General features: G+C 68.6%; 20 protein-coding genes and 2 pseudogenes. 4 read left to right on the top strand and 18 right to left on the bottom strand.

Annotated features, from left to right (window positions below):
• Nucleotides 1-97: 97 nt before the first annotated feature.
• Nucleotides 98-337 (bottom strand): annotated as a pseudogene (locus BM362_RS25230) (IS21 family transposase); the annotation flags it as partial.
• Between the two features lie 12 nt (nucleotides 338-349).
• On the opposite strand from BM362_RS25230, the gene BM362_RS48355 reads away from it, so the two are divergent.
• Entirely contained in the window at nucleotides 350-748 is a 399-nt protein-coding gene (locus BM362_RS48355) for an NYN domain-containing protein (RefSeq protein WP_208865327.1), read from the top strand.
• 17 nt (nucleotides 749-765) lie between these two features.
• Here BM362_RS48355 and BM362_RS25220 read toward each other — a convergent pair.
• Nucleotides 766-2,051: pseudogene (locus BM362_RS25220) on the bottom strand (IS256 family transposase).
• Between BM362_RS25220 and BM362_RS25215 the strand changes: the two are divergent.
• Nucleotides 2,041-2,604 carry a hypothetical protein gene (locus BM362_RS25215; protein ID WP_143132483.1) on the top strand — a complete coding sequence of 188 codons (564 nt, stop codon included), beginning with the start codon at nucleotides 2,041-2,043 and terminating at the stop codon, nucleotides 2,602-2,604. The pseudogene BM362_RS25220 and the gene BM362_RS25215 overlap by 11 nt on opposite strands.
• A gap of 324 nt (nucleotides 2,605-2,928) precedes the next feature.
• Nucleotides 2,929-3,915 (top strand): LysR family transcriptional regulator, encoded by a 987-nt coding sequence (locus tag BM362_RS25210; RefSeq protein WP_093574771.1) that lies wholly within the window; start codon nucleotides 2,929-2,931, stop codon nucleotides 3,913-3,915.
• A gap of 7 nt (nucleotides 3,916-3,922) precedes the next feature.
• Here BM362_RS25210 and BM362_RS25205 read toward each other — a convergent pair whose 3' ends face one another.
• The 7 genes from BM362_RS25205 to BM362_RS25175 all read right to left on the bottom strand — a co-directional run bounded on the left by BM362_RS25205 (nucleotide 3,923) and on the right by BM362_RS25175 (nucleotide 13,833).
• Entirely contained in the window at nucleotides 3,923-4,585 is a 663-nt protein-coding gene (locus BM362_RS25205) for a ThuA domain-containing protein (RefSeq protein WP_067591292.1), read from the bottom strand.
• Between the two features lie 26 nt (nucleotides 4,586-4,611).
• Entirely contained in the window at nucleotides 4,612-6,405 is a 1,794-nt protein-coding gene (locus tag BM362_RS25200) for a thiamine pyrophosphate-binding protein (RefSeq protein ID WP_093574770.1), read from the bottom strand.
• Between the two features lie 40 nt (nucleotides 6,406-6,445).
• Entirely contained in the window at nucleotides 6,446-7,981 is a 1,536-nt protein-coding gene (locus BM362_RS25195) for a GMC oxidoreductase (protein WP_208865326.1), read from the bottom strand.
• A 49-nt stretch (nucleotides 7,982-8,030) separates the two neighbouring features.
• Nucleotides 8,031-9,338 (bottom strand): histidinol dehydrogenase, encoded by a 1,308-nt coding sequence (hisD, locus tag BM362_RS25190; RefSeq protein ID WP_093574768.1) that lies wholly within the window; start codon nucleotides 9,336-9,338, stop codon nucleotides 8,031-8,033.
• A gap of 46 nt (nucleotides 9,339-9,384) precedes the next feature.
• On the bottom strand, nucleotides 9,385-10,941 hold the full coding sequence (locus BM362_RS25185; RefSeq protein WP_093574767.1) for an APC family permease: 1,557 nt from the start codon (nucleotides 10,939-10,941) through the stop codon (nucleotides 9,385-9,387).
• 190 nt (nucleotides 10,942-11,131) lie between these two features.
• Complete coding sequence (locus tag BM362_RS25180; protein ID WP_093574766.1) at nucleotides 11,132-12,634, bottom strand: CoA-acylating methylmalonate-semialdehyde dehydrogenase; 1,503 nt, start codon at nucleotides 12,632-12,634, stop codon at nucleotides 11,132-11,134.
• 38 nt (nucleotides 12,635-12,672) lie between these two features.
• The gene (locus BM362_RS25175) at nucleotides 12,673-13,833 is read right to left on the bottom strand and encodes an iron-containing alcohol dehydrogenase (protein WP_093574765.1); all 1,161 of its coding nucleotides are present in this window, start codon (nucleotides 13,831-13,833) and stop codon (nucleotides 12,673-12,675) included.
• 121 nt (nucleotides 13,834-13,954) lie between these two features.
• On the opposite strand from BM362_RS25175, the gene BM362_RS25170 reads away from it, so the two are divergent.
• A complete protein-coding gene (locus BM362_RS25170) occupies nucleotides 13,955-14,866 on the top strand; it encodes a LysR family transcriptional regulator (protein ID WP_093574764.1) in 912 nt (303 codons plus the stop codon).
• Nucleotides 14,867-15,533: 667 nt separating this feature from the next.
• On the opposite strand, the gene BM362_RS25160 is transcribed toward BM362_RS25170, so the two are convergent.
• From BM362_RS25160 to BM362_RS25120, 9 genes are all read right to left on the bottom strand, one after another.
• A complete protein-coding gene (locus BM362_RS25160) occupies nucleotides 15,534-16,958 on the bottom strand; it encodes an aldehyde dehydrogenase (protein ID WP_093574762.1) in 1,425 nt (474 codons plus the stop codon).
• 13 nt (nucleotides 16,959-16,971) lie between these two features.
• Nucleotides 16,972-17,646, bottom strand: a complete 675-nt coding sequence (locus BM362_RS25155) for a cysteine hydrolase family protein (protein WP_093574761.1) — start codon at nucleotides 17,644-17,646, stop codon at nucleotides 16,972-16,974.
• Nucleotides 17,647-17,658: 12 nt separating this feature from the next.
• Entirely contained in the window at nucleotides 17,659-18,450 is a 792-nt protein-coding gene (locus BM362_RS25150) for an SDR family NAD(P)-dependent oxidoreductase (RefSeq protein ID WP_208865325.1), read from the bottom strand.
• Entirely contained in the window at nucleotides 18,450-19,580 is a 1,131-nt protein-coding gene (locus BM362_RS25145) for an NDMA-dependent alcohol dehydrogenase (RefSeq protein WP_093574760.1), read from the bottom strand. The genes BM362_RS25150 and BM362_RS25145 overlap by 1 nt, the downstream gene beginning before the upstream one ends.
• Nucleotides 19,577-20,443, bottom strand: a complete 867-nt coding sequence (locus BM362_RS25140; protein ID WP_143132482.1) for an alpha/beta hydrolase — start codon at nucleotides 20,441-20,443, stop codon at nucleotides 19,577-19,579. Before BM362_RS25140 ends, BM362_RS25145 begins: the two co-directional genes overlap by 4 nt.
• Entirely contained in the window at nucleotides 20,440-21,315 is an 876-nt protein-coding gene (locus BM362_RS25135; RefSeq protein WP_067591255.1) for an MBL fold metallo-hydrolase, read from the bottom strand. Before BM362_RS25135 ends, BM362_RS25140 begins: the two co-directional genes overlap by 4 nt.
• 17 nt (nucleotides 21,316-21,332) lie before the next feature.
• Nucleotides 21,333-22,454, bottom strand: coding sequence for an NDMA-dependent alcohol dehydrogenase (locus BM362_RS25130; protein WP_093574758.1), 1,122 nt, complete (start codon nucleotides 22,452-22,454; stop codon nucleotides 21,333-21,335).
• A 187-nt stretch (nucleotides 22,455-22,641) separates the two neighbouring features.
• A complete protein-coding gene (locus BM362_RS25125; RefSeq protein ID WP_067591249.1) occupies nucleotides 22,642-23,577 on the bottom strand; it encodes a LysR family transcriptional regulator in 936 nt (311 codons plus the stop codon).
• Nucleotides 23,578-23,589: 12 nt separating this feature from the next.
• A complete protein-coding gene (locus BM362_RS25120) occupies nucleotides 23,590-24,942 on the bottom strand; it encodes a phenylacetate--CoA ligase family protein (protein WP_093574757.1) in 1,353 nt (450 codons plus the stop codon).
• Nucleotides 24,943-24,954: the final 12 nt, after the last annotated feature.

Below are 24,954 nucleotides of genomic sequence, written 5' to 3'. Positions count from 1 at the left end.
AAAACCCCAGGCCCTTCATCTGGACCAAGACCGCCGCAGAGATCCTTGAGTCACTGGCGAACTTCTGCCGACGAATTTCCGGCGCAGGACACTAGTACCGCTTGTGGACCACGTCCGCGCGGACCTTGCCGTTGGAGCGCACCACCAGCTCCTCGATTTTCGGCAGGTACTCGTCGATCGGCCGCGCCCGGTGTTCCCGCTCGACCGGGCTGTCCCCGGCAGCCCGCAACGCGACATACCGCGCCACCGTGTGGTGGTCGCACCCGGCCAGCGCCGCCGCTGCCCGGTAGCTCCCCGTGAGGTCATACGCCTCGAGGATCTCCCTGCTGGTCTTCACATCGCGCGAGCCTTGCCGCACGACGAAACGGACACGTCACCGGGGAGATGCCTGGCCGTCCGCGGGGAACTCCCCGGCCACGAGCGGGGCGATGGCTGGCCGCCGATGGGGATCTTTCACTGTCCGCCGACATCCAGCGACAGAGACTTCACCCGCCTCGCCGCACGCCCGCGCGGATCCGGCCTCACCGCGTACGGATTCGGCAAACGCAAAACACCCCAGCCCTTCGTCGCCGCCTGCGACAAGTTCCTCTACACCAACAACCTCACCTCTCCCAGCACCGCTTCTTCCGCAGGAGCCGCGCCCAAGCAGAAACCCGGCATGTCCACTGCCCAGCTCACCACCGACGCCGCACTGGCCAACCAGCGCGTGCCCCAGCCAGCGCCGGGGTCTGTCAAACGAGCGGTGTAACTCGGGTTGAAGGGGAACTACTTGTGTCCGGCGGCCAGGCGGCCGTTGAAGGCGATCTCGAAGGCGTTCGAGGCGGGTTTCCGGCGTATGGTCCGGCGTTTGCGGCCGGTGCCGGTGGGGTCGGGGCTCGTGATCGCCATGTAGACGCACTTGAGCGCGGCTTGCTCGCCTGCGGAAGTGGCCGCGGGCTTTCACGGTGCGGCGGATGCGGGCGTTGACGCTCTCGATGGCGTTGGTGGAGCAGATCACCCGGCGGTTCTCCGGGTCGAACGCGAGGAACGGCACGAACTCGGGCCAGGTGGTGTCCCGTAACCGCACGATCGCCGGATACCGGGCGCCCCAGGTCTCGGCGAACTCGGCGCACCGCTCGCGCGCGGCGGCCTCGGCCGGCGCGGTGCAGACCGGTTTGAGGGCCTTGGCGATCGCGTCCCAGTGCTGACGGCCCGCGTAGCGGAAGCTGTTGCGCAGCAAACGCACCACGCAGGTCTGAGTGATCGTGGCCGGTCAGACGGTGTTGATCGCGTCGGGCAGGCCGGTCAGGCCGTCGCAGACGACCATGAGCACATCGGCCACGCCACGGTTCTTCGACTCGGTGAGCACATGCAGCCAGTACTCGGCTCCCTCGCCGCCGTCGCCGGCCCACAAGCCGAGAATGTCGCGGCGGCCCTCGCAGGTCACCGCCAACGCGACGCAGATCGGCCGGTTGGCGACCTGCCCGTCGCGGATCTTCACGTGGATCGCGTCGATGAAGATCACCGGATAGACCGGGTCCGGCGGCCGGTTCTGCCACTCGACCATGCCCTCGACCACCTTGCCGGTGATGGGGGAAATGGTCTGCCGCGACACCATAGACCTCGGGCAGGTGAGCGGAGCTCTCCCCGGTGGTCAATCCCTTGGCAGCCAAGGAGATCACCATCTCGTCGACCCCGGTCAAGCACTTCTGCCGCTTCGCCACGATCTTCGGCTCGAAGCTCGCGTCCCGGTCCCGCGGCACGTCGACCTTCACCGGCCCGACGTCGGTCAGGACAGTCTTGGAGCGGGCGCCGTTCCGTCAGTTGCCGGTCCCGCGGCCGGCCGGGTCGTGCTTGTCATAACCCCAGTGATCGGTGATCTCGCCGTCCACCGCGGACTCCAGCATCCGCTTGGTCACCTGCTGCAGCACCCCGCCCTCACCGGTCAGCTTCAACCCACCAGCCCTGGCACGACTCACCAACCGCTCGACGAGCTGGCCATCCAGGCCGTCCCAACCCGTCTCGGGCTTCGAGCCCTCAGCGTTCTCCACACCGGACAACATGTCGGTCATCAGGTGCACTTCCATCATCGGGAGTTACACCGAACGTCTTACAGTCCCGAACCGGATCACTCGAGCCGATGGCCACGCGTTCACCACCTACAGCCCGACTTACGAAACCTACGAACCGTCTTTAGTGGACCTCGTCGTCCGAGAGGATGGCGGCCTGCGTCTCACCTGCGGTCGCGGCACGTTCCCGTGGCAGAAGCAGAGCTATCCTCCCAGCGACCCAGCACCCGTCGTGGTGCCGGCGGTCGTTCTGGGGCTCACGCACACGTTCCTGGCGCTAGCTGGGCAATTGGGTGACGAGCACGCTGCTTACCAGGGTCAGTGGCGACTGGGGCTCCGCGTCGACCGGATGCGCAACGTACTTGCGGCCGACAAGATGAGTCCCGGAATGGGCTGGTACGCGCATCCGTACAGCAGAGATGACTACGTGCGCGTGACCTCTGCATCCACTGGTCAGCTCGTCGAGACCCCGCGCGAAATAGCCGAGCGACTCGTTGCTCCTCTTCTTCGCGGGCTGGACGTCGCCGACACGTACATCCCGGTAAAGCCGAACTGACTCGTCCGTGCCGGCCCCGGCCCAGGTCTCGGTCATCGCGACCTGCCCGGCTCGAGCCGCCTCGACGGCTTCTCCTCGCCTCCAGCGACTCCGAGTTCCGCTTTGCGCCTCGGGTCGCGTGTCGCGAGTCGCGGACGCTCAGGCAGGGGCGGCCGCTTGCCATCCACCGCCAGACCAGTCCGCGCCCGAGAGCTGCTGTCGTGCGGGTTCCGGGCCATCGCTTCCGGTCGCACTGCGGAGCTCGGTTGCCGGGGTTTCCTGCGCTTCCCATGACCGACCCACCTCAGTACTGGCGATTACGGGCCAAATCCATAAGATTGACTCATGACTCTCAACCAGTTGATGGCGTTCGCGTGCGCGGTGCGTCTCAGGTCGTTCACCGCGGCAGCCAAGGAGCTCGGCCTTACCCAGCCGGGCGTCTCGGACCTCATCCAGCGGTTGGAGTCCGAACTCGGCGAGGTGCTCTTCGTCCGGCATCGGCGGGCCTTGAAGCTCACTGCGGCCGGCCAGGAGCTGTACCCGTACGCGAAACATGCCATCGAAGCCGCTCACAACGGCGCGGCCGCCGTCCGGTCCCTGAAGACGCTCGAAGGCGGCAGCGCCGCGTTCGGGCTGCTTCGCAACAGCCCGTACTACATCGGGTCCGATTTGGCGGCGACCTTTCACCGCACCTACCCGAACGTCCGGCTGCGCCTGGTCGGCCAGAACAGTTCCGAGACCGGCGAGGACGTCCGCAACCTCGACCTCGAGGCCGGGCTGGTCACGCTGCCCATCGACGAGGACGACCTCGGCATCCTGCAAGTCGCGCGCGACGAGGTGTTCTACGCGTCCTCCGACAGTGCCGATTCCGGCGAGCCGATGGCCATCGCCGACTTCTGCCGCCGGCCGCTGGTCCTCTACGACGCCCACTACCGCGACCTCGATCCGGCCCGGCGGCAGCTCGCGCACCGTGCCGCCGTGGCGGGTCTGGCTGTCGAGCCGCACATCGAAGTGGAGTATCTGACGGACGCGCTGGATCTGGTCGCAGAGGGTTTCGGCGGCACCGTCGTGTGCGGCGCGGCCTTGCGCTCCCAGGTGGAATCCCGCGGCCTCACCGTCCGCCCCTTCGCGGAGCCGCTGTACGACACCTTGGCGTTGATCAAGCGGCCGGACCAGCCGTTGTCGTCCGCGACCCGGGAAATCGCGCTGCTGGCCGTCCGTACGCTGCTCGGGCACGCCGCCGCGCTGCCGACGGTCTCGCTGCTCCCCGGCGCCGACGAGACCGCGATCCGGAACTTCTTGGGGGTCAACGAAAGCGTCGAGGTCGCGTAGCCGCGGGTCAGCGGTCCCGCCGGGCCCACTGGAATGCTTGCCGCATGAGGCGTTCGACCGGCGGCGCGGTCAAATCTTCCAGGTAGTGGCCCAGCGCGCTGTAGAAGACGCGCCCCGCTCCCCACTCCTTCGTCCACGCCTGCGGCATCCGCTGCCCGGCCAGCCAAGGCATGTGCTCGCCGTCGAAAACGGTCTCCAGCAGCACGTGATTCCTCGGGTCGACGTTCATGTAGTACTGCTCGCTCGCCGCGTCGAAGTCCGTCACGCCGGCGGTGACCGGGTGCTCGCCGTCGACGACGTACAACGGATACGGATGGCGCACCCCCTCCCCCGCCGGGTGGTAGAAGACATCCGCGCCGAGCATCAGGTGGTACATCACGCTGCCGCGGAACGCCGCGCCGCCGCCGTGCCACGCCACGAATCCGGTTCCTGCTTCGACCGCGCCCAGCAAGTGCGACTCTTGCGAGGGTGTCAATGTCTCGCTCAGCAGGGCGTTGTTCCAGTTGTTGACGATCAGGTCGTAGCCGGTGAGATCCTGGTCGAGCGCGAAGATGTCGTTCGACTCTTCGACGTCGAAGCCGAGCCCCTCCAGGGTGGCAGTCGCCCATTCGCCCACGCCGTACGGGTTGTGGCCCGGCCATCCTCCGTAGAGGTAGAGCACGCGTGTCATGATCGTTCTCCCGTCGATGGAAAGCTTCAGAAGCCGCGGCCGGCCACGTACGCGTCGCGCTTCGCCCCGAGGTAGGCCGGCACCGTGATGTCCCACCATCCCGTCTCGTGCAGCTTGCTCCAGGGCAAGGCGTTCGCGCTCAACACCTCCACCACGTACGGCCCGGTGGCGGCGAGTCCCCGCTCGACCGCCGCGCGGACGCCGTCGGGATCCTCGACCCGCTCGCCGGGCACGCCCAGTGACTCGGCGAAGCCGACCACGTCGGCGAAATACGGTTTGCCGTCCGGGGTCTTCCACTGCGTGATGATGTCGCGGTCCTCGCCGAAGAGGTTGCTCTGCAGGTCCTTGATCGCCTCCCAGCCGCCGTTGTTCATCACGATCACGAGGACCGGGACGCCGAGCTGGGCGGCGACCGCCAGTTCGGTTCCGGTCTGCAGCAGGCTGCCGTCGCCGATGTAGGCGACCACCTGCTGGCCGGGTGCGCCGATCTGGGCGCCGATCGCGGCGGGCAGCCCGAATCCGATGCCGGAGAAACCGCCGGCGACGATGTTGGTCCTCGGCTCGAAGATCGGGAACTCGTTGAAGGCGCCGTTCGCCGGGTTGCTGGAGTCGGTGACCCAGACCGCGTCGCGCGGCAGCGCTTCCCGGATTTGGACCATGGCGCGGGAGTTGGTGACCGGCCGCACGTCGGCCTCGCGTGCGGGCCGCAGGTACTCCTCCCATTCCTTCTTCAGGAACTGCAGTTCCGCGAAGTAGGCGGTCTCCCGGTAATCCCCTTCGGCGGCGCCGAGTTCCGCGGCGAGCGTCGCGAGCGTGGACTTGGCGTCCCCGACGATCCCCACGTCGGCCTTGTAGTTGCGGCCGATCTCGAAGGCGTCGATGTCGATGTGGACGAGCTTCGTTTCCGGGAAGGTGAACGTGACGCCCTTGCGGTAGGACGAGGTGATCCGGTCGCTGAACCGCGTGCCCACCGCGAGGATGACGTCCGCCCGCTTCGTCACGCCGTTGCCGGGGATCGAGCCGAGGTCGCCGCACGGCCACGCGTAGAGGTCGTGGTCCGCGGGAACCGCGCCCTTGCCCATGAACGTGTGGGTGACCGGGGCGCCGAGCCGTTCCGCGACCGCGATGAGTTCTCTGCTCGCTTCTGCGGCGATCACACCGCCCCCGGCCAGGACCACCGGCCGTTTCGCGGACCGCAGCAGCTCGGCCGCCTGCCGCACGGCCTCGATGTCGCCGGTGGGCCGGGGAAGGTCGATCGGCGCACCCTCGACCGGTTCGTAGTTTCCGGCTTCCGCCTGCAAGTCCTGTGGCACATCGAGCAGCACTGGGCCGCGGCGTCCTTCGCGCAGGGTGGTGAACGCCTGCGAGATCACGCGCGGGATCTGGCCGAGCGTCACCGGACGCCACCATCGCTTCACGATCGGCTCGATGACCGCGCCCCAGTTCGAACCGTGCGGCCGGTCGATTTCCTGTAGCACGCCGCGGTTCTCGAGGTAGGTGTGCACCGATCCGGTCAGCACGATCTGCGGCTGCGAATCGGAGAACGCGGTGGCGATGCCGGTCACGGTGTTCGTAGCGCCTGGGCCGATCGACGTGCAGACCGCGGCGATCTTCCCGGATGCGCGGTAGTACCCGTCCGCCATGTGCGAAGCGCCTTGCTCGTGCATGGCCTGGATGACGGTGATCTCGTCTTCGCGGTCCACGAACGCGTCGAGCAGCGCGGTGTTGCCGTGGCCGGGCACGGCGAAGACCACTTCCACGCCCTGGCGGATCAACCCGTCGACGATCATCTGGCCGCCGGTCAACGTGTTCTCTGACATCTCGTGTTCTCCTGAGGAAAGGGGGCGCGGGCGGTGCCGGTCAGGGCGCGAGCGCCGCGCGGATCTTGTCGGCCACGCGCAACGCGTTGGCCGAGATGGTGAGGACTGGGTTGGAGGCCGCTGACGACGGGAAGACCGAGCTGTCCACGATCCAGAGGTTGTCCAGGTCGTGCGCGCGGCAGTTCTCGTCGACCACCGACGAGGCCGGGTCGGTGCCGGCCGCCGTCGTTCCGCACATGTGCGAATTCGTCGCGATTCCCATCAGCCTGGTGAGCACGAACGGGAACCCGGCTTTGCGGACCGCCTTGCGAACGTTGCCGACCAGGTGCTGGTGCGCCGCGAGGTTGTTGCGTTTCCATCGGACGACGATGCGCTCGCCGTCGGCAGTGACCCGGTTGCCCGGATCGGCGACGTCCTCGGAAATGAGGCACAGATCGATGCTGCGGTCGGTGACCCATTTCAGCAGGAACCGCGGCAGGAGGGGGAAAAAGCCCTTGAGCGTTTCGGCGCTGAGCTTCCCCAGCATTTGCATGTTCCCCAGCGGCGGACGATCGTCGCCGGCGAGGTACCAGTCGTTGACGCCGATCGTCTTCTGCCAGGCGGTCCGGTTGCGCCGCAAGGGATGCACGCCGACGAGGAACGTGGTGTTGTGGACCATGTAGTTGCGGCCTACCAGATCCGAGGAATTGGCGACGCCTGAACGCAGCAGCAGAGCAGCCGTGTTCGCCGCGCCCGCCGCGAGGATGATGCGCTCCGCGTGGATGGTCACCGGCTTGCCGCGGTACGTGCCTTCGGCGGCCACGAGCCGCCTCCCGTCCTTCGCGGCGATGAGGCGGGTGATCCGCAGCTCGGTGAGCAGCTGGATCCGCTCGTCCGCGTCGAGCGCCGGTTTGAGCAGGCGGTTCCACGCGTCGCTCTTGCGGTCGGCGAAGCTCGGCGTGCCGTCGGAGGCGCGTTCCTCCTCGCGTTCGGCCTGGCTGGTCACCTCAAGCCCGTTGGCCGTGTGGTACGGGTGCAGCCCCTGCGCCCGCAGCGAGGCCGCGAACCGTTCGATGTCGGGTTCGTGCTCGAGAGCGGGAAACGGGAAGTCCTCGCTGTGCTCGGGTTCCGTCGGGTCCTCGTCGAGCCGGCCGTGCACGCGGTAGAGCTTCTCCGCCCGCGTGTAGTACGGCTCCATTTCCGCGTAGCCGAACGGCCAGCCCTGCGAGAACCCCTCCTGCATCGGAGTGCGCTCGAAGTCCTGCCGACGGAACCGGGGCAGCGCGGCGCCGTAGAACTTGGTGTTGCCGCCCACGTAGTAATAGGTGCCGGGCGTGAACGGCTTGCCGTCGGACGCGTCGTACCACTTCTCGGTGTTCGCGTACCGCTTGTCGACGTGCATCGCGGTGACGATCTCGTCGCGCGGCACGCTCGGCAGATGCGAGCCGCGTTCGGCCACCAGAACGTCGAGACCCGACCCGGCGAACGCGTGCGCGGCTGCCGATCCGCCCGGCCCGGAGCCGACGATCAGCACCTCGGTCGCGATCGATCCGTCGACGGCCAGCCGTCCGCCGAGTCCGGATTCGGGGTCTGTCATGAAACGCTCCTCGATTCTGCACATCCGCGCCGAGCACGGTCCGGCGGCGTCAACGCAACCCGGCCGTCCACTCAGGCCACTCGCCGGTCACCCGCGCGGCACGGATGTCGCCGGACCGGGCGTGTCCCTCGAAGCGTTCGGCGCGCGCCGCTCGTCCGAGGAGCTTACCCAGCCGGGCGCTGGCTTCGTCGGACCGAATCTCCTGGAACGTCACCGTCTTCAGGTACTTTCCGACCCACAATCCGCCGGTGTACCGGGCGGCACGGCGCGTCGGGAGCACGTGGTTCGTCCCGATGACCTTGTCCCCATAGGACACTGCGGTCCGGTCGCCGAGGAAGAGCGCACCGTAATCCCTCAGCCGCTCCAGCGCCAGGCGAGGTTCGCTCGTGAGCACCTGGACGTGCTCGCTGGCGTACTCGTCGGAGATCCGGAAAGCCTCGTCCAGGTCCTCGGCGACGACGACCTCCCCGACGTTCTCCCACGCCGCGCCCGCGATCTCCGCGGTCGGCAGCACCTTCAGCTGCCGTTCGATCTGGTCGAGCACCGCGTGCGCGTTGTCCTCGGAGGTCGTCACGTACACGGCCGGGGAATCCGGGCCGTGCTCCGCCTGGCTCAGGAGGTCCACCGCGGCGACGAACGGATCCGTGGTCTCGTCGCCGAGGATGAGCACCTCGGTCGGACCGGCGAACAGGTCGATGCCCACGCGGCCGAACAGCTGTCGCTTGGCGTCGGCGACGTAGGCGTTGCCCGGCCCGGCGATCACGTCGACCGGAGCGATCGTTTCAGTGCCGACCGCGAGGGCAGCGATCGCCTGGACGCCGCCGAGCAGGTAGATCTCGTCGGCGCCGGCGAGGTGGATCGCCGCGATGCTCGCGGCCGGGATCTCTCCGTCCGGCGCGGGCGTGGCGGCGATGACCCGCTGCACGCCGGCGACCTTGGCCGTCACGATCGTCATGTGTGCCGAGGCGAGCAGCGGATACCGGCCGCCCGGCACGTACGCGCCGACGGATCCGACCGGAATGTTGCGCTGGCCGAGGAAAACGCCGGGCTCGACCTCCGCTTCGAACTCGGTCAGCGACGCGAGCTGCAGCCGGGCGAACCGTTCGACGTTGCGCTGGACGGTGCGGATGTCGTCCAGGGTCTGCGGGTCTACCTGGGCGATGCACGCCTGGATCTGCTCGTCGCTCAGGCGGAACGACTCCGGGCAGAACCGGTCGAACCGCTCGGAGTACTCGCTCAGCGCGGCGTCGCCGCGCTCTTCGATGTCGGCGATCACGTCGCTGACAGTCTGGGCGACGGAGGCCGCCGCGTCACCGCTCTGCGCGACAGTTTGCTTGCGGCCCTTGAGATGGAACACGACGATGAACCTTTCTAGCCGAATGAGGCAGAGCCCGACGGATGCCTCAAACCTCTTCCTGGACGGGGGACGGGAGCGCTTCGACGGTGAGCTGGCTGCCGACGTCGTCCCCTTCGGCGCTGCCGATCCGCGCGTACGCCGCGGGCCGCGTCCGCCGCCACCGGTTTCCCAGCACGATCCCGACGACGAGGATCACCGCCAGCAGCAGCTGTTGTCCGACGGCCAGCCACTGGGGACCGCCGATGGACATCGCGTAGAAGACCGAGCTGAGGACCAGCAGGAGAAGCAGGCCCAGGAAACCGAGCGCGGGCGCGACGACGGTGTTCCACACGCGCTCCCGGTGGGTGATCAGCCGGAAGTACCGGAGCACGGCGAGCGTGGTCAGCAGGAACAGGACCAGCAGGCTGAAGGTGCCCAGCGCGAACATCGAGGAGTACATCGTGACCGGGTCCAGACGGGAGGCCAGGAACGGGATCGAGACGAGAACGACCGCCCCGGTCGCGAACGCGGACGCCTTCGCGGGCGAGCCGTGCTTGCGGTGCGGTTTGCCGAGGAACGCGGGCATGATGCCGTCGCGTCCGAGGGAGAAAAGATAGCGGGACAACGCGTTGTGCGTCGAGAGCGCGCCCGCGAACACGCTCGACACGACGAGCACCGTCATGATCTGGGTGAAGGTCGAGCCCATGTAGTAGCGGAAGCCGCCGGTGAACAGCCGGGTGGGATCGGCCGCTCCGGAGGCCACGACCTTGCCCGGGCTCCAGAACGTCACGAGCGCCCAGGACGTCAGGACGTAGAAGGTGCCGAGGCCGATGATCGCCAGGTAGGTCGCGCGGGGAATGGTGCGGTCGGGATTGCGCACTTCTTCGCGGTAGATCGCCGACGACTCGAAGCCCATGAAGCAGGCGATGGCGAAGAGGACCGCGACGCCGAGATCGCCGGAGAAGACCTGGGTGGGGTGGAAGGAGTCGAGCTGGTAGCCGTGCGGTCCGCCGCTGAAGAGGACCGGCAGGTTGAAGAGCATGACCAGGACGACCTCGACCGCCATCAGGACGGCGAGCACCTTTCCGGAGATCTCGACGTTGAAGTGCCCCAGCGCGGTGATGATGACGCAGCACACGACGGCCCAGATCCACCACGGGACGTTCGGGAGCCCGAACTGGGTCAGCACGTTCTGCACCGACACCCCGAAGAAGGCGTAGCTGCCGACCATCAGCACCAGGTAGGTGAAGGCGGCGAGGAAGCCCGCGCCGAGGCCGACCGGCCTGGTCAGGCCGGCGGTGATGTAGGTATAGAACGCGCCTGCCCTGGGGAGGTTGCGGGTCATCGTGGTGAACCCGACCGCGAAGAGCAGGAAGATCAGGCCGACGAAGATGTAGATCGTCGGCGAGCCGATGCCGTTGCCGCGAGTGATGCCCAGCGGCAGCACGCCCACGACGTTGCCGATCGGCGCCGACATGGCCAGCACGGTGAAGGCCAGCTGGATCGTGCCCATGGTGCCGCGAAGCCGGCCAGTGCGTTCCGGCGCCTGCTGCGCGCGACCGTCAGAGGCGAACCCCGCGTCAGGTGCGGAGTACGCCTCGTCGCGCCTCCCAGTAAGACTCATGCCAGTGCCTTTCGTGCCAGTTGCGAGAGAGGAGCGGTCTTCTCTCCGTCATACGATCACCTAGAACAAGTTGATCGTATGCCAATTCCAACTTCCCCCTAGTGAAGCCTATGGACGCTCGCGACACAAGCCCATCGGGTGAACCGGTGCCGACTCCCGGCCGGGGTCGGCGTCGGCCGGGAGGGAACCCTCAGTTCTCGGGAAAGCCCAGGTTGAGGCCGCCGTGCGACGGATCGAGCCAGCGGCTGGTGATGGCCTTGATCTGGGTGTAGAACCGCACTCCCTCGGCTCCGTGCGCCTTGGTGTCTCCGAAGAGGGAGTCCTTCCAGCCGCCGAAGCTGAAAGTGGCGACCGGGACGGGGATCGGCACGTTGATGCCGATCATGCCGACCTCGATGTCCTTCTGGAAACGTCGCGCAGCCCCGCCGTCGTTGGTGAAAACGGCGGTGCCGTTGCCGAACGCCGACGAGTTGATCAAGTCCACTCCGGCTTCGTACGACGGCACGCGGACCACGGCGAGCACCGGCCCGAAGATCTCGTCGGTGTACACGGGTGAGGTGACCGGCACCCGGTCGATCAGGGTGGGGCCGAGCCAGAACCCGTTCGCGTCGCCGTCCGGTTTCACCTCGCGGCCGTCGACCACCACCGTCGCCCCGTCCGCGGTCGCGACGTCGATGTAGGACGCGACCTTGTCGCGGTGTTCGCGAGTGACCAGCGGGCCCATGTCGCAGCCGCGGCGGCCGTCGCCGGTGCGCAGCGTCTTGATCCGCTCGACGATCTTCGCGATCAGGTCGTCCGCGACCGGTTCCACCGCCACGACGACGGAAATCGCCATGCACCGTTCGCCCGCCGAGCCGAAGCCGGCGTTGACCGCCGAGTCGGCGGTGAGGTCGAGATCGGCGTCGGGAAGGACGAGCATGTGGTTCTTCGCCCCGCCGAGCGCCTGGACCCGCTTGCCGTTCGCGGTGCCGTTTTCGTAGACATAGCGGGCGATCGGCGTGGAGCCGACGAAGCTGATCGCCTTGACGTCGGGATGTTCCAGCAGTCCGTCGACGGCCTCCTTGTCGCCGTTGAGGACGGTGAAGACACCGTCCGGCAGACCGGCTTCCTTCCACAGCTTCGCGATCCAGAGCGCTGCCGACGGGTCCTTCTCCGACGGCTTGAGCACGACGGTGTTCCCGGCCGCGATCGCGATCGGGAAGAACCAGGCCGGGACCATCGCCGGGAAGTTGAACGGCGAGATGATGCCGACCACGCCGAGCGGGTGCCGGGTCGAGTAGACGTCGACGTCGGTGGACACCTGCTCGGAGAACTCGCCCTTCAGGTGGTGCGCCAGCCCGGTCGCGAATTCGACCACCTCCTGGCCCCGGGTGATCTCGCCCAGCGCGTCGGAGAGCACCTTGCCGTGCTCAGCGGTGATGATCTCGGCCAGTTCGCCCTTCCGTGCTTCGAGCAGTTCGCGGAACGTGAACAGCACCGCCTGCCGACGGGCCAGCGAAAGCCTGCTCCATGCCGGGAAAGCAGCCTTGGCACTGGCCACTGCGGCGTTGACGTCGTCCTTGTCCGCGAGCACGACCCGCTTGGCTTCGAGGCCGAGCGCGGGGTCGTACACCGGCGCGGTGCGTCCGCTGGCGGAGGGGTGTTCGGCCCCGTCGATCCAGTGCGGGACCAGGGTGGGAGCGGATTCGGGCATGTTCGGTTCTCCTTTTGTGCGATACGGAGGGAATGTGCTCAGGCGTAAACGGCCGCGTAGAGCTGCTCGATCTCCTCGGCGGTCGGCACCCTCGGGTTGTTTCCGGGCGAGCCGGAGGCCAGTGCCTGCTCGGCCATGACAGGGACCAGGGCGTCCCACTCCTGCCGGTCGACGCCCCGGCCGGCCGGAGTGGGCACCTCCAGGTCCTGCGCGAGCCGGCGCAGCTCGCGCACGAGCGCCTCGGCGGCTGCGGCGTCGGAGTCGTCGTCGGTGGCGACCCCCAATGTGCGGGCGCACGTCGCGTATCGCTCCTCGGCTGCGGTGACGGAGAAAGCGGTGACCTCGGCGAACAACATGGCGTTGGCCATGCCGTGCGCGATGTGGAAATGCGCGCCCAGCGGACGGCTCATGCCGTGGACGAGCGCGACGCTCGAATTCGAAAACGCGATCCCTGCCAGCGTCGCCGCGGTCATCAGCTCTTCCCGGGCCCGCACGTCGGCACCGTCGGCGTACGCCGGCCGGAGCCAGCGGCCGATCCGTGAAATCGCCGAGAGTGCGAACGTGTCCGAAACCGCGTTCGCCTTCTTGCTCACGTACGCCTCGATGGCGTGGGTCAGCGCGTCGATCCCGGTGTCCGCGGTGAGCCGGGGCGGCATCGACATCGTCAGCTCGTAGTCCACGATCGCCGCGGACGGCAGGTACGCCCGTCCGGCGCACAGCATCTTTTCGCCGGATTCGCTGTCGGTGATGATCGTGAACATCGTGGCCTCGGACCCGGTTCCCGCGGTCGTCGGGACCGCGACCACCGGGAGCGCCTCGCCGTCGTAGCGGTACGGAGCCTTCAGCTCCCGCATCGGCCCTTCCCGGACCGCAAGCACCGCAAGCGCCTTGGCGGTGTCGATCGGGCTCCCGCCGCCGACCGCGACAATGCTGTCGGCGGCGTGCGCGCGGACCGCGGAGAGTCCGTCCACAAGGGACTCAGTGGTGGGGTCGGGGATGGTGCCGGCGAAGATCTCGACGTCCGCGCCCGAACCTCGCAGCCGCTCGGCCACCCGGTCCGCCAACCCGGACGAAGCCAGAAACCCGTCCGTGACGACGAGCGGACGGCGCGCGCCCAACGACGCCACGAGCGCGCCAACGGTGTCGACGCTCCCGGCGCCGATGCGGAGAACAGGAGAAATGTGGATGTCAACGCTCATCAGGAAACCTTCGTGTCGGCCGTCGGGGTGCCTGCTCCGTGCGGCCCTAACCTCTCCTGCAAAACTGCACCCGTCAACGGCCAAATTTGCAGTCGAGCCTGCACTATTGCAGACTCCGCGGATGGACATCGAGAATCTCCGGTACCTGCTCGAGGTCGCGCGTGCGAGCAGGCTGCGAGACGCCGCCGTCCGGCTGAAGGTCGACGAGACCACGGTTTCGCGGCGCATCAGCCGTCTCGAAAAAGAACTCGGCACACGGCTGTTCGACCGCCACCCGCACGGTTGGAGGCTCACCGAGCCCGGACGGCTCCTGTTTCCCCATGCGGAGGCCATCGAGCTGAGCATGTCGCGCGCGCTGGAAGCGGTGACGTCGCGTTCCGGCGAACTGACCGGGACAGCGCGGATCCTGGCCCCGGACGGTTTCGGCGCCTACGTCCTCGTACCCCACTTGCAGTCCCTTGTAGACGCTCACCCGCACCTGGACTTGGAAGTCCTGACCGCGACGACCCACGACATCATCACCGCGCGCGACTTCGACGTCGCGATCACCTTGGAACGCCCGACCCCGCGAGCCGCGTCCGTCCGGCACCTCACCGACTACGAGCTGCGCTTCTACGCTTCCCCCGGCTATCTCGAACGGCAAGGTCGGCCAGAGACCGTGGAACAGCTCCGCGACAGCCACGAACTCGTCTGGTACATCGATGCCGTCCTCGACGTGCAACCGTTGCGAATACTGGAAGATCTCGTGCCGCGCGCGCACGCCAGGGTTCAGACCAACAACATCTCCGGCCACCATGCGGCCGCCCGCGCGGGACTCGGCATCGTGCCCTTGCCGACCTACATCGGCGCGGACGACCCTCAGCTCGACGAAGTCCTCCCGGAGAAACTCCGCGCCCGGCGCTCCTACTGGATCACCACCCCGCGCGACCTCACGTCGCTGGCACGGGTCCGCGAGGTCGTCCTCGCGATCGACCAAATCGTCCGGTCGCACCCGCGGCTGAGCGGGCCGTCCGCAGCTGCGGACCGCCGTTGAACAGGACCCGGCTGGCCCCCGACTGTGCAGACGAATCGGTGGTCGCGGAGCCCGTCCGGCCACGCCACCAGGCCGAGTCCGGCTGCGGCGGCCCGGGCGGCTGGATCAGCATGGGCACCGCTGAAGAAACCGGCCGGGGCGGCGACAACCGGGCGTTCGGCTCGGACCGCTACCGATCCGAGGCGCCGTCTCGTAGGAACCGAACAAACTGGTAGGCACCGGGGCCCTCGTAGCGCTCCTTGCCGATGCCCAGGTACGGGTCCTGATTCGCGCCTCGCCGAACTGGTCCTCGGTGACCTCCTGCCGTTCGCTGTTCACGATGTGCCCTCTGCGTGTCAGCCAGACCTCGAGCCCGTCCCGGTCGATTCGGGTGCGCGACGACGATCGCGGGGTAGGTCCCGGACTCGTCGAAGTCCGGTGGGAAGTGGAGATCCGCCGCGATGTCCCAGTACATGTCGCGGTTGCGGAACTCGACGTGCTCGACGGCGCCGGTGGCCATCAAGCCCTCCTCTGTCAGGGCCGGGGCGTTTCCCCGGTCTGCCATCCACACTCGCCGATGACGCGCGGCCGTACCAGTTCGCGTTCTTTCCCAGGAAGGATCTGTCCCTGGATCCATGCGCGAGTCCTGATGCGCCGCCGCAAGCGGGTTTCGTTGGTCCCCGAGCCCTCAGGCGCGGAAGATCGTCTTCTGCTCCAGGTACGGGTCCAGCGCTCCGGGCCCCAGTTCCCGGCCCACGCCGCTGTTTTTCACCCCGCCGAACGGAGCCTCCATCGGGAACGACGCGCTGTTCACGCCGATGGTTCCGGTGACCACCCGGCGGGCGACGTCCGTCGCGCGTTCGCGGTCCGGCGAGAACACTCCCCCGCCGAGTCCGTACTCCGAATCGTTCGCGACGGCCACCGCCTCGGCGTCGTCGATGTACGGGATCACCACGAGCACCGGGCCGAAGATCTCCTCGCGGGCGATCCGCATGTCGTTGGTGACGTCGCGAAACACCGTCGGCTCCACGTAGTACCCGCGCGGGAACCGCGCCGGGCGACCTCCGCCGAGCACGATCTTCGCGCCCTCCGCCCGGCCCAATTCCACATAGGTCTCGACTCGCTCCCGCTGGCGCTGCGAGACCAGCGGCCCGAACAGGCTGGCCGGATCCGCCGGGTCGCCGAGCGGGATCTCCGCCATCGCCGCGCGCACCGCGTCCACCACCTCGTCGTAGCGCGATCGCGGGGCCAGCACCCGGGTGAGCGAACGGCAGACCTGCCCGGTGTTCGGCGAACACGCGGTAGCCACGAAGGGTTTGAAGGCGTCCAGGTCGACGTCGTCGAGCAGGATCGCGGCGGACTTCCCGCCCAGTTCCAGCGTGACCCGCTTCAGGTCGCGACCGCAGCGTTCCGCGATCGCCTTGCCCGCCACGGTGGACCCGGTGAACGCGACCTTCCGCACCAGCGGATGCTTCACCAGCGCGGCGCCGGTTTCCCTCCCGCCGGTCACCACGTTCAGCACCCCGGCCGGAACGCCCGCCTCGGCCGCGACGTCCGCGAACAGGAAAGCGTCCAACGAGGTCTCCGGAGCCGGTTTGACCACCGTGGTGCAGCCTGCCGCGAGCGCGGGGCCGAACTTCCACGCCAGCAACGGCTGCGGGCCGTTCCAGGGGGTAACCGCGCCCACGACCCCGACCGGCTCCCGTCGGACGAACGCATCGCCCACCGACGCGGCGACCGGTTCCTCCACCGCGAGTTTCTCCGCGAGCGTCGCGAAGTACCGGTAGTTCAGCGGAACTTGCGTCTGCATCGCCGTCGACAGGCTGATCGGGGTGCCGTTCTGCCGGGTGACGAGCGCCGACATCTCCGGAATGCGCCGCTCGAAAGCATCGGCTAGACGGCGCAGGGTCGCGGCGCGCTCAGCGGGTTCGGTAGCCGCCCAGGCACTCCCGGCCTCAGCGGCAGCCCGCACAGCGGTGTCCACATCGGTCGCGTCTCCGTCGGCGATCGAGGCGAACGTTTCCCCGGTGGCCGGGTTCACGACGGGGATCCTGCCTGCGGAATGGGACCGCACGGAGGACCCGCCGATGTGGTGGTCGTGCCGGTCGAGCATGCGAAGACTCTCCTTAACTCGTTTCGAAAGCGCCGGCCGCCTCGGTCGCGGTAACCGGTCGTGCCAGGTATCCGCCGATCAGCCGCTCGGCCGCGGCTTGGTCAGCGGCGGTCGAGGCGGCCGTGCAGTCGGTCAGCAGGTACTGCTGGTAGCCGAGGTCGAACCCGCCCGCGGCGGTGAGCAGGACGCACCGGTCGGTCACTACGCCCGCGTACAGCACCGTCCGCACGCCGAGGTTCCGCAGCACCTGGTCGAGATCCGAGCTGCCGAACGCACCCGAGCCGGACTTCGTGACCACCAGGTCGCCCGGCGCGTGAAGGCCGTCGAGAGGTTCCGCGGCCCAGTTTCCTTCCCACGCCTGCGCCGCCCGCACATACGCCCGCAACGCCGGGACGATGTCCGCGCAATCCGCCGCCCGGCTGGCCAGTCTCGAATGGACGATCGCCGCGCCCGCGTCCCGGGCCGCGGCCAGCACCCGCGACAGTGCCGGGAGCACGACGTTCTCGCACCGCGCGGTCTTGTAGTCCCCGGAAGCCACCCGCGCGCTGAACCCGTCGCGATGCGCCTGCCAGTTGATCAGGTCGACCAGCACCACCGCCGTGCTTTTCGGGGTGAAATCCGCCCACGGGTCAGCGAGGTCGAACGCGCGGGAGTTGTACCAGCGCCCGCTCAGCGCGTCCGGCAGCATCACGGGACCTCCTCAGTGGACGGTGAGGCCGCCGGTCGGGCTGGCGACCAGGCCAGTCAGATACCGGGACTCTCCGGAAGCCAGAAACGCGACGACGTCGCCGATGTCCTCCGGGGCCGCGACGCCCAGCGGACTGCGTTCGATGATCTTCTCGTACTGCTTGCGGTGCCGGTCGCTCACCGCGTCTTCCGCTTCGAACGCGGCTGTCCACGACGGCGAGTCGCGGACCACGGTCACGCACACGCAGTTGACCCGGATCCGGTCGCGCGCAAGCTCTTTCGACAGCACCTTGCTCGCCATGATCAAGCCGCCGGAGAAGGTGGCGATGGCGGTCTGGCCGGGCGTCGGAACCCGGCCGCCCTCGGAGGTCACGAAGACGACGCTGCCACCGCCGCGCGCCCGCAGGTACGGGACGGCAGCCTGCACGACGTTGAGTTTCGCCGCGACGGCCGCACCGATGAACGCGGTGACGCGTTCCAGGTCGATGTCGGCGAACGGCCCGCGCACCGCGGTGGTGCGGGCCTCGTCGTCGTTGCCGCCCGCGCTGGGCACGACGATGTCGATGCCGCCGAACCGCTCCGCCGTGCCGGCGGCTACCGCGGCCATGTCCGTTGCGGACCGGACGTCTCCCGCCGCGAAATGGCCCTTGCCGTCCAGTTCGGCCAGCACGGGCTCGGCTTTGCGTTCGTCCCGGCCGTTCAGCACGACCGTCGCCCCAGCGGCGGCCAGCCGACGCGCCACGCCGCGGCCGATTCCGCCGGTGCCGCCGGTGATCAGGGCGACTTTTCCGTCCAATGTGGTCATCAGGCCCCTCCGTGCCGGTTCGCGAAACTCACCACTCCGCGCACATTCAGCCCGTTGTGCAGGTCCGCGTACGCTTCGTTGACCTGTTCGAGGTCGTAGGTCCGGGTGATCAGTTCCTCCAGTTTCAGCGAGCCGTTCCGGTACAGGTCCAGCAGCAGCGGGATCTCCCGGGCCGGGCCGCCCATTCCGTAGAGCGCGCCCTGGATCCGCTTTTCCGACATGGTGAATTCGAGCAGCGGCACCGGAATCCCGACGAGGTCGTGCTTCGCCGCACTGGTCACCACGAGCGTGCCGCCCTTGCGGATCGCCGCGTACGCCTGCGCGAGATGCTCGGCGGCGAGCACGCCGACGCACACAATCGCCGAGTCCGCGCCCTGGCCGTTGGTCAGCGAACGGGCTCGTTCGGTCGCCTCGCCGATATCCGTGAACGCCTCCGTGGCCCCGAGTTTCAGCGCGAGTTCGCGCTTCATCGCCAGCGGGTCGACTGCGAGGACGTGCTCCGCCCCGACGTAGCGCGCGCCCTGTACCGCGTTCATTCCGATGCCGCCGGTGCCCATCACGATCACCACGTCCCCGGCGTCGATCCCGGCCGCGCGCACCGCGGAGCCCCAGCCGGTCGGCACCGCGCAGCCGACGATCGCGGCGACCTCGAACGGGACGTCGCGGCGGATCGGCGTCGCGGACACCTCGGGGATGACAGTCCATTCGGAAAACGTCGAGACACAGGCGTTCTGTGCCACGCCGCGACCGTCGGCGCGCATCCGGAACGTGCCGTCGAGCTGGGTGCCGACGGTGATCAGCGCCCCGTTGTCGCACAGGTTCTGCCGCCCGGCCACGCACATCCGGCAATGCCCGCACGCCGGGATGAACGACGTCACGATGTGGTCGCCCGGCGCGACCCGGGTGACACCCGGGCCGACCTCGCGGACGATGCCGGCTCCCTCGTGGCCGCCGCAGGCCGGATAGGAATGGAACGGAATGTCGCCCTGCGCGAAGTGGTCGTCGGAGTGGCACAGACCGGACGCCATCATCTGCACGAGGACTTCGCCCGCCCTCGGCGGATCCAGATCGACCTCGCGCACGTCCCACGTGCCCGGCGCTTCCCACAGCAGCGCGGCGGTTGTCTTCATGAAGCACCTCCGGGGTAGCAGGCACGCAGGAAACTCCGGTACGCGTCGGCCATTCCGGTGCTGTGCGATTCGCCCGGGATCAGCTCGGTGCTGACGCGCAGACCCGGCAGCGGCCGCTCGGTCACCACGTCGAGGAAGCGCAGGAACTCGATCGCCAGGTGCCGGTAGAACTTGCTCGGACCGAGCATTTCGTACGCGTTGACGGTCAGGTGCAGGAACGTTTCCCGGGGCAGCCGGTGCAGGTTTTCGTAGCGTTCGTAGATGCGGCTGTCCGGCACAACCACTCCGGGGCTGCTGGCGCCGAACCGGGTGAAGAGGGCGGAACCCGCGGTCAAGGCGAACAGGGTGAACAGACCGCCGTAGGAGTAGCCGAACAGCCCGACATCGCCGGAGCGGAACCGGTAGCGGGACTCGATCTCCGGGTGCAGCTCGGTCTCCAGGAACGCGAGGAAGCTGTCCGCGCGAGCGTTCTTCTGCTGCGCGAAGAACTCGTCGCACACCGATTCCGGCACCGCGCCCGAGTCGACGCCGAGCCGACCTCGGATGTGCGCGCGCATGAAGTCCGGCACGCCCTCGCCCGGCGGAACCAGGTCGCGGTTGCGCAAGACCAGCTGGTTCGGCGCGTCTTCCGCGACATACCCGACGTTCACCTGGACATACGGCTCCACCGGGCACGCCTGCTGCCGGTCAGTGAGTGCGCCGCGCAGGCCTTCGGTGAGTGGCGCGACGATATTGCCGTCCGTGGCGTATACCAGCGGCCAATCCCCGCCGCGGTCGTAACCACGAGGGAGAAAAACGCTCACCGCGAACCGGGCGCCGACCGCGGCGGAGTCGATCTCGAAGTACTCGGCGGGCATCGTCACGACACGCCCTGGGAGGCGAGCGAGGTCCACGTCCGGCGGGAGCGGCCGCGCAGCACCCGGCCGAATGCCGAGCCGGTGAGATGGCATTGCGCGGCAACGGTGTCCGGGTCGCCTTCCAGTTCGCCCAGGATCCGGGCGCGAGTCTTTTTGCCCAATTCCGCGTCCACCTCGAAGACCAGCGAGACCTCGTTGTCGGCGAGCTGCACCGGGCAGTGCAGGACGTCGCCGAGGAGCAACGCGCGGTCTTGCCCGGACGAAACGACCAGCGAACAGTGCCCCGGGGTGTGCCCGGGCGTCGCGACGACCGAGATGCCGGGCGCGATGACGCTGCCGTCCGAAACCGCGTCGATCCGGCCTTCGAGCGGAGCCAGCACCCCGTCCGGGTCGGGGCCGACCGCTGCCATCGGGTTGTCACCCAAGGACTGCCAGTATTCGACTTCGCCTTCGCCGACGAGATGGCGGGCGTTGCCGAAGGTGAGCGCGTCGTTCTGCGCGGTCCAGCCGACGTGGTCGATGTGCATGTGCGTGTAGAAGACCGTGTCGATGTCTTCGGGAGCCAAGCCTTCCTCGCGGAGGCTGGTGAGCAGCTGTCCGGAGCGGAACACGCCGTCCGCGGCGGGGAAGTCGACGGTGTGGTCGCCGAACCCCAGGTCGACGAGGATCTTGCGGTCGCCCGTGCGGATCAGGAACGTGCCGAGGGACAGCAGGAGCTTGCCGTCGGCGTCGAAGAGTTCCCGGTGCGCGTTCCACAGCTCCGGGGTGCCGGCCGGGAACAGCGCGGTCTCCGAGACGCTGGCCTCACCGTCGGGCAGGTAGGTGACGCTGATGTCGCCGACCGAGATCGTTTCCCGGGGCGGTGCTTCTGCGGACATCGTTGTCCTTTCGGTCGTCAGGCGGAGTGGACGATGACGCCGCGGAGGTTCCGGCCCGCTTTCAGGTCGTCGAAACCGGCGGCGACCTCGTCGAGGGCGTAGCGGGTGGTGATCAGTTCGTCGAGCTTCAGCACGCCCTGGCGGTACATCTCCAGCTGCGCCGGGATGTCCGCGGTCGGCGAACTCGCGCCGAACAGCGAACCTTGCAGACGCTTTTGGTAGAGGACCAGCTCGTGCAGGTTGAAATCGCCGTCGCGGACGAAGGTCTCCCCCAGCCCGACCGCGACGCACGTGCCCGCTTTGCGGACCGCGGCGAGCCCCTGGCCGAGGTGCCGCCCGGCCACGACGCCGATGGTGACGATCGCCGAATCGGCCCCCTGCCCGTTGGTCATCGACCGGGCCAGTTCGGTGGCCTCGGCCATGTCCGCGACCGCGTGGGTCGCGCCGAGCTTCAGCGCGGATTCCCGTTTGAACGCAACGGGATCGACCGCGATCACCGCGGCGGCGCCGGCGTGCGCGGCACCCTGGACGGCGTTGATCCCGATGCCGCCGATGCCCATCACGATCACGACGTGCCCGGGGCGGACCGCAGCGGAGTTGACCGCCGCGCCCCATCCGGTGCCGACGCCGCAGCCGGTCAGGCACGCGACGTCGAGCGGGATGTCCGGATCGATCTTGACCACCGACGCGGTGGAGACGGTGGTGTGCTCGCAGTAGGTGGAGAGCCCGGCCATCTGGCCGACCGGCCGCCCGTCGAGCGACAGCCGGAACGACGTCGGATCGTCCGGTCGCGCGCCGGTGCCGAGCGAGGCGCCGAGGTCGCAGAGGTTCTGCAGGCCGCGGGCGCAGAACCGGCACCGGCCGCAGACCGGGAGGAACGAGAACACGACGTGGTCGCCTTCGGCGAAACCCGGTGTGCCGGGCCCGACCGCTTCGACGATTCCGGCCCCTTCGTGCCCGCCGGCGAACGGGAGGATCGGCGGGGTCTGGTCGCCGGTGGCGAAGTGGTCGTCGGAGTGGCACAGGCCGCTGGCGACCATCCGCACCCGCAGCTCGCCCGGCCGCGGGTCCTCGACCTGCAGCTCCACGACCTCGTACCGGCCCGGCGTTTCCCGCAGCACCGCTGCGCGGGTCAGCACCCGACCACCGCACCCCGATGTGCGTTCATCGTTTTCGGCCTCCTATTTCCGGCAGCACGGAACAGCGCTCACCGCGCCCGATAACCTCAGATGATTTCTTTCCGCGTTTTCGATGCTAGCCGGAGCACACGACGGGAATCAATTCGAAATCTCCGAATCGGCAATTCGGCGAACGGAAACCGGGCCCTCAGCCGCCCACCGGAGGCTCGTCCACGGGCCGGTCCAGCAGCTGCTCGATCAGCGCCCGGCACGCCGGGCCCGGACGGCGGCCCGCGGCGGTGGCGAGGTGGATCTTCCGTTCCGCCCACGGTTCGGCGAGTTCGACCACCGCCACCCGATCGAGGAACTCCCGCGGCACCATGCATTCCGGCTGCGCCGCGACCCCGAGCCCGGCCTGGACCAGGCTCAGCGCGACCTCGCCGCTGCGCACGCTGAACGCCGGTTCGAACTCCTCGCCCAGCCGGCGCGCCGCGGCCCGGAACGCGCCCGCCATCGGGCCCACCGCGATCAGGGGTTCCGGCAGCAGCTCCGCGAACGTCACGCTCAGCCGGTCGGCGAACCGGTGCCCGCGAGGCAACGCCACCACGATCCGGTCCCGGCGGTACGGCGTCACGTCCACGCCGGTCAGGTCGAGTTCGTGCGCCGCGGCGAACACGCCGAGATCCGCTTCGCCGCGCGCGACCTCCCGCACGATTTCCTTGTTTTCGATTTCGTGGACGATCAACCGGACCTGCGGGTATTGCCGGTAGAATTCACCGAGTTCCCGCGCGAGAAACGGCGCGAAGATCGACCGCGCCGACGCGATCGTCAGATCTCCCTGCATTCCCTCGGTGAACGCCGCGATTTCCGACCGGATGTCCTCCAGACTGCCGAAGATCTTGCGCACGTGCCGCGCCAGCACCGCGCCCGCGGGCGTCGGCACCACGCCGCGCGGGCCGCGGTCCAGCAGTTCGATGCCGGCGATGGCCTCCAGGTCGTGGATCCGTTTCGTCGCCGTCGAGGCCGAGACGTTCTCCCGGATCGCGGCCAGCCCGATCTGCTTCTCCTCGACCGCGGACAGGAACAGCCGCAGGGTCAGGAGGTCGACCTGCCGGATCAGGTGCAGCCTGTTGAACGCGCTCACGCTCTACCTCTATCACGCGGTCTGCGCGGGCACCCGTTCGACGAGAGCGACTTTCACGTGGTCAGGGCGCTTCAACGAGCCGTCCGGGACCAGCGTGACGGCGGTTTTCACGTTCAGCGCGGACCGGATCCGGCTTTCCAGGGACGTCCGGAGTTCAGCCTGTTTCCCGGACGGGAGCCCGGCCGCGTGTTCGACCACGAGCGGCAGCGGCTGCTGCGTCGAATGCCCCTCGAAGTCCGCGCGGATCCGCATCTCGCCGGTGGCGGCCGGGGCCAGCTCCGCCACCAACTGCTTGATCGCCGACGGGAACACGTTGATCCCGCGGACGATCAGCATGTCGTCGGTCCTCCCGATGCACCGCACCGTGTATCCGGTCCTCCCGCACGCGCAGTCCGTGCCGGTCACGATCACGTGGTCGCGTGTGCGGAACCGCACCAGCGGCGACGCCTGCCTGCGCAGCGCGGTGTACACCAGCTCGCCCTGTGCGCCCTCGACCGGAGCGATCCGCTCGCCGGTGTCGGGGTCGATGAGTTCGGCGACCATGAGGTCCGGCGACAGGAAGTGCATTCCGTTCGCGGCCTCGCATTCGCCCCAGTAGGTGCAGGCGATGTCGGTGCCGCCGAGCATTTCCCGCGAGGTCGCGCCCCACAGCGATTCCAGCTTCTCCCGCACCGCGGGCAGCCCGCCGCCGGGTTCGCCGCCGACGCTGATCGCACGTACTCCCAGCTCCCGGGCGTCGAGACCGACGATCGAGGGGGCCTGTCCGGCGAGGTAGGCGAGGAAGTACGGCGTCCCGATGAGCGCGTTCGGCCGCTGGTCCGCCTGCACCCGCAGCAGCCGCTCCGCGCCCGCCTCGGCGCCGATCGGGATGTCCACGATCCCCATGTGCTGCAGGATCTGCACCACCGGCAATCCGCCGACGAAGCCTTTGCTCATCCCGAACGCGTGCAGCAGCCGGTCGCCGGGCCGGAACCCGTTCGCGTACAGCGCCCGCGCGCCCAGCTCGCACCAGGTTTCGATGTCGCCGCGAGTCAGCCCGACATACGACGGGCTGCCCGTGGTCCCCGAGGATGCCTGGATCTGCACGATCTCGTCCGGGTTCGCCGCCACGTGCGCCCCCAGCGGGGGTGCGGCGGCCAGGCTTTCGCGCAGCTCCTGCTTCTCCGTGAACGGCAACCGGGCCAGGTCCTCGGCCGTCCGCACCTTCGCCAGGTCGATTCCGGCGAACTTCTCCTGGTAGAACACGCTGCGCGCAGCCACATACGCCACCTGCTCCCGCAACCGCTCGTCCTGTACCGCCCGAGCCTCGCTGTCGGTCGCGGACTCGATCTCGCTCCACTGCTTTTCCGAATACGGCGCAGCCATGACACTTTCCAC

The organism is Amycolatopsis rubida, from assembly GCF_900115345.1.
GTDB lineage: Bacteria > Actinomycetota > Actinomycetes > Mycobacteriales > Pseudonocardiaceae > Amycolatopsis > Amycolatopsis rubida.
Note: the sequence above shows the minus strand (reverse complement) of the source record. Positions and strands in the feature narration are given on the sequence as shown.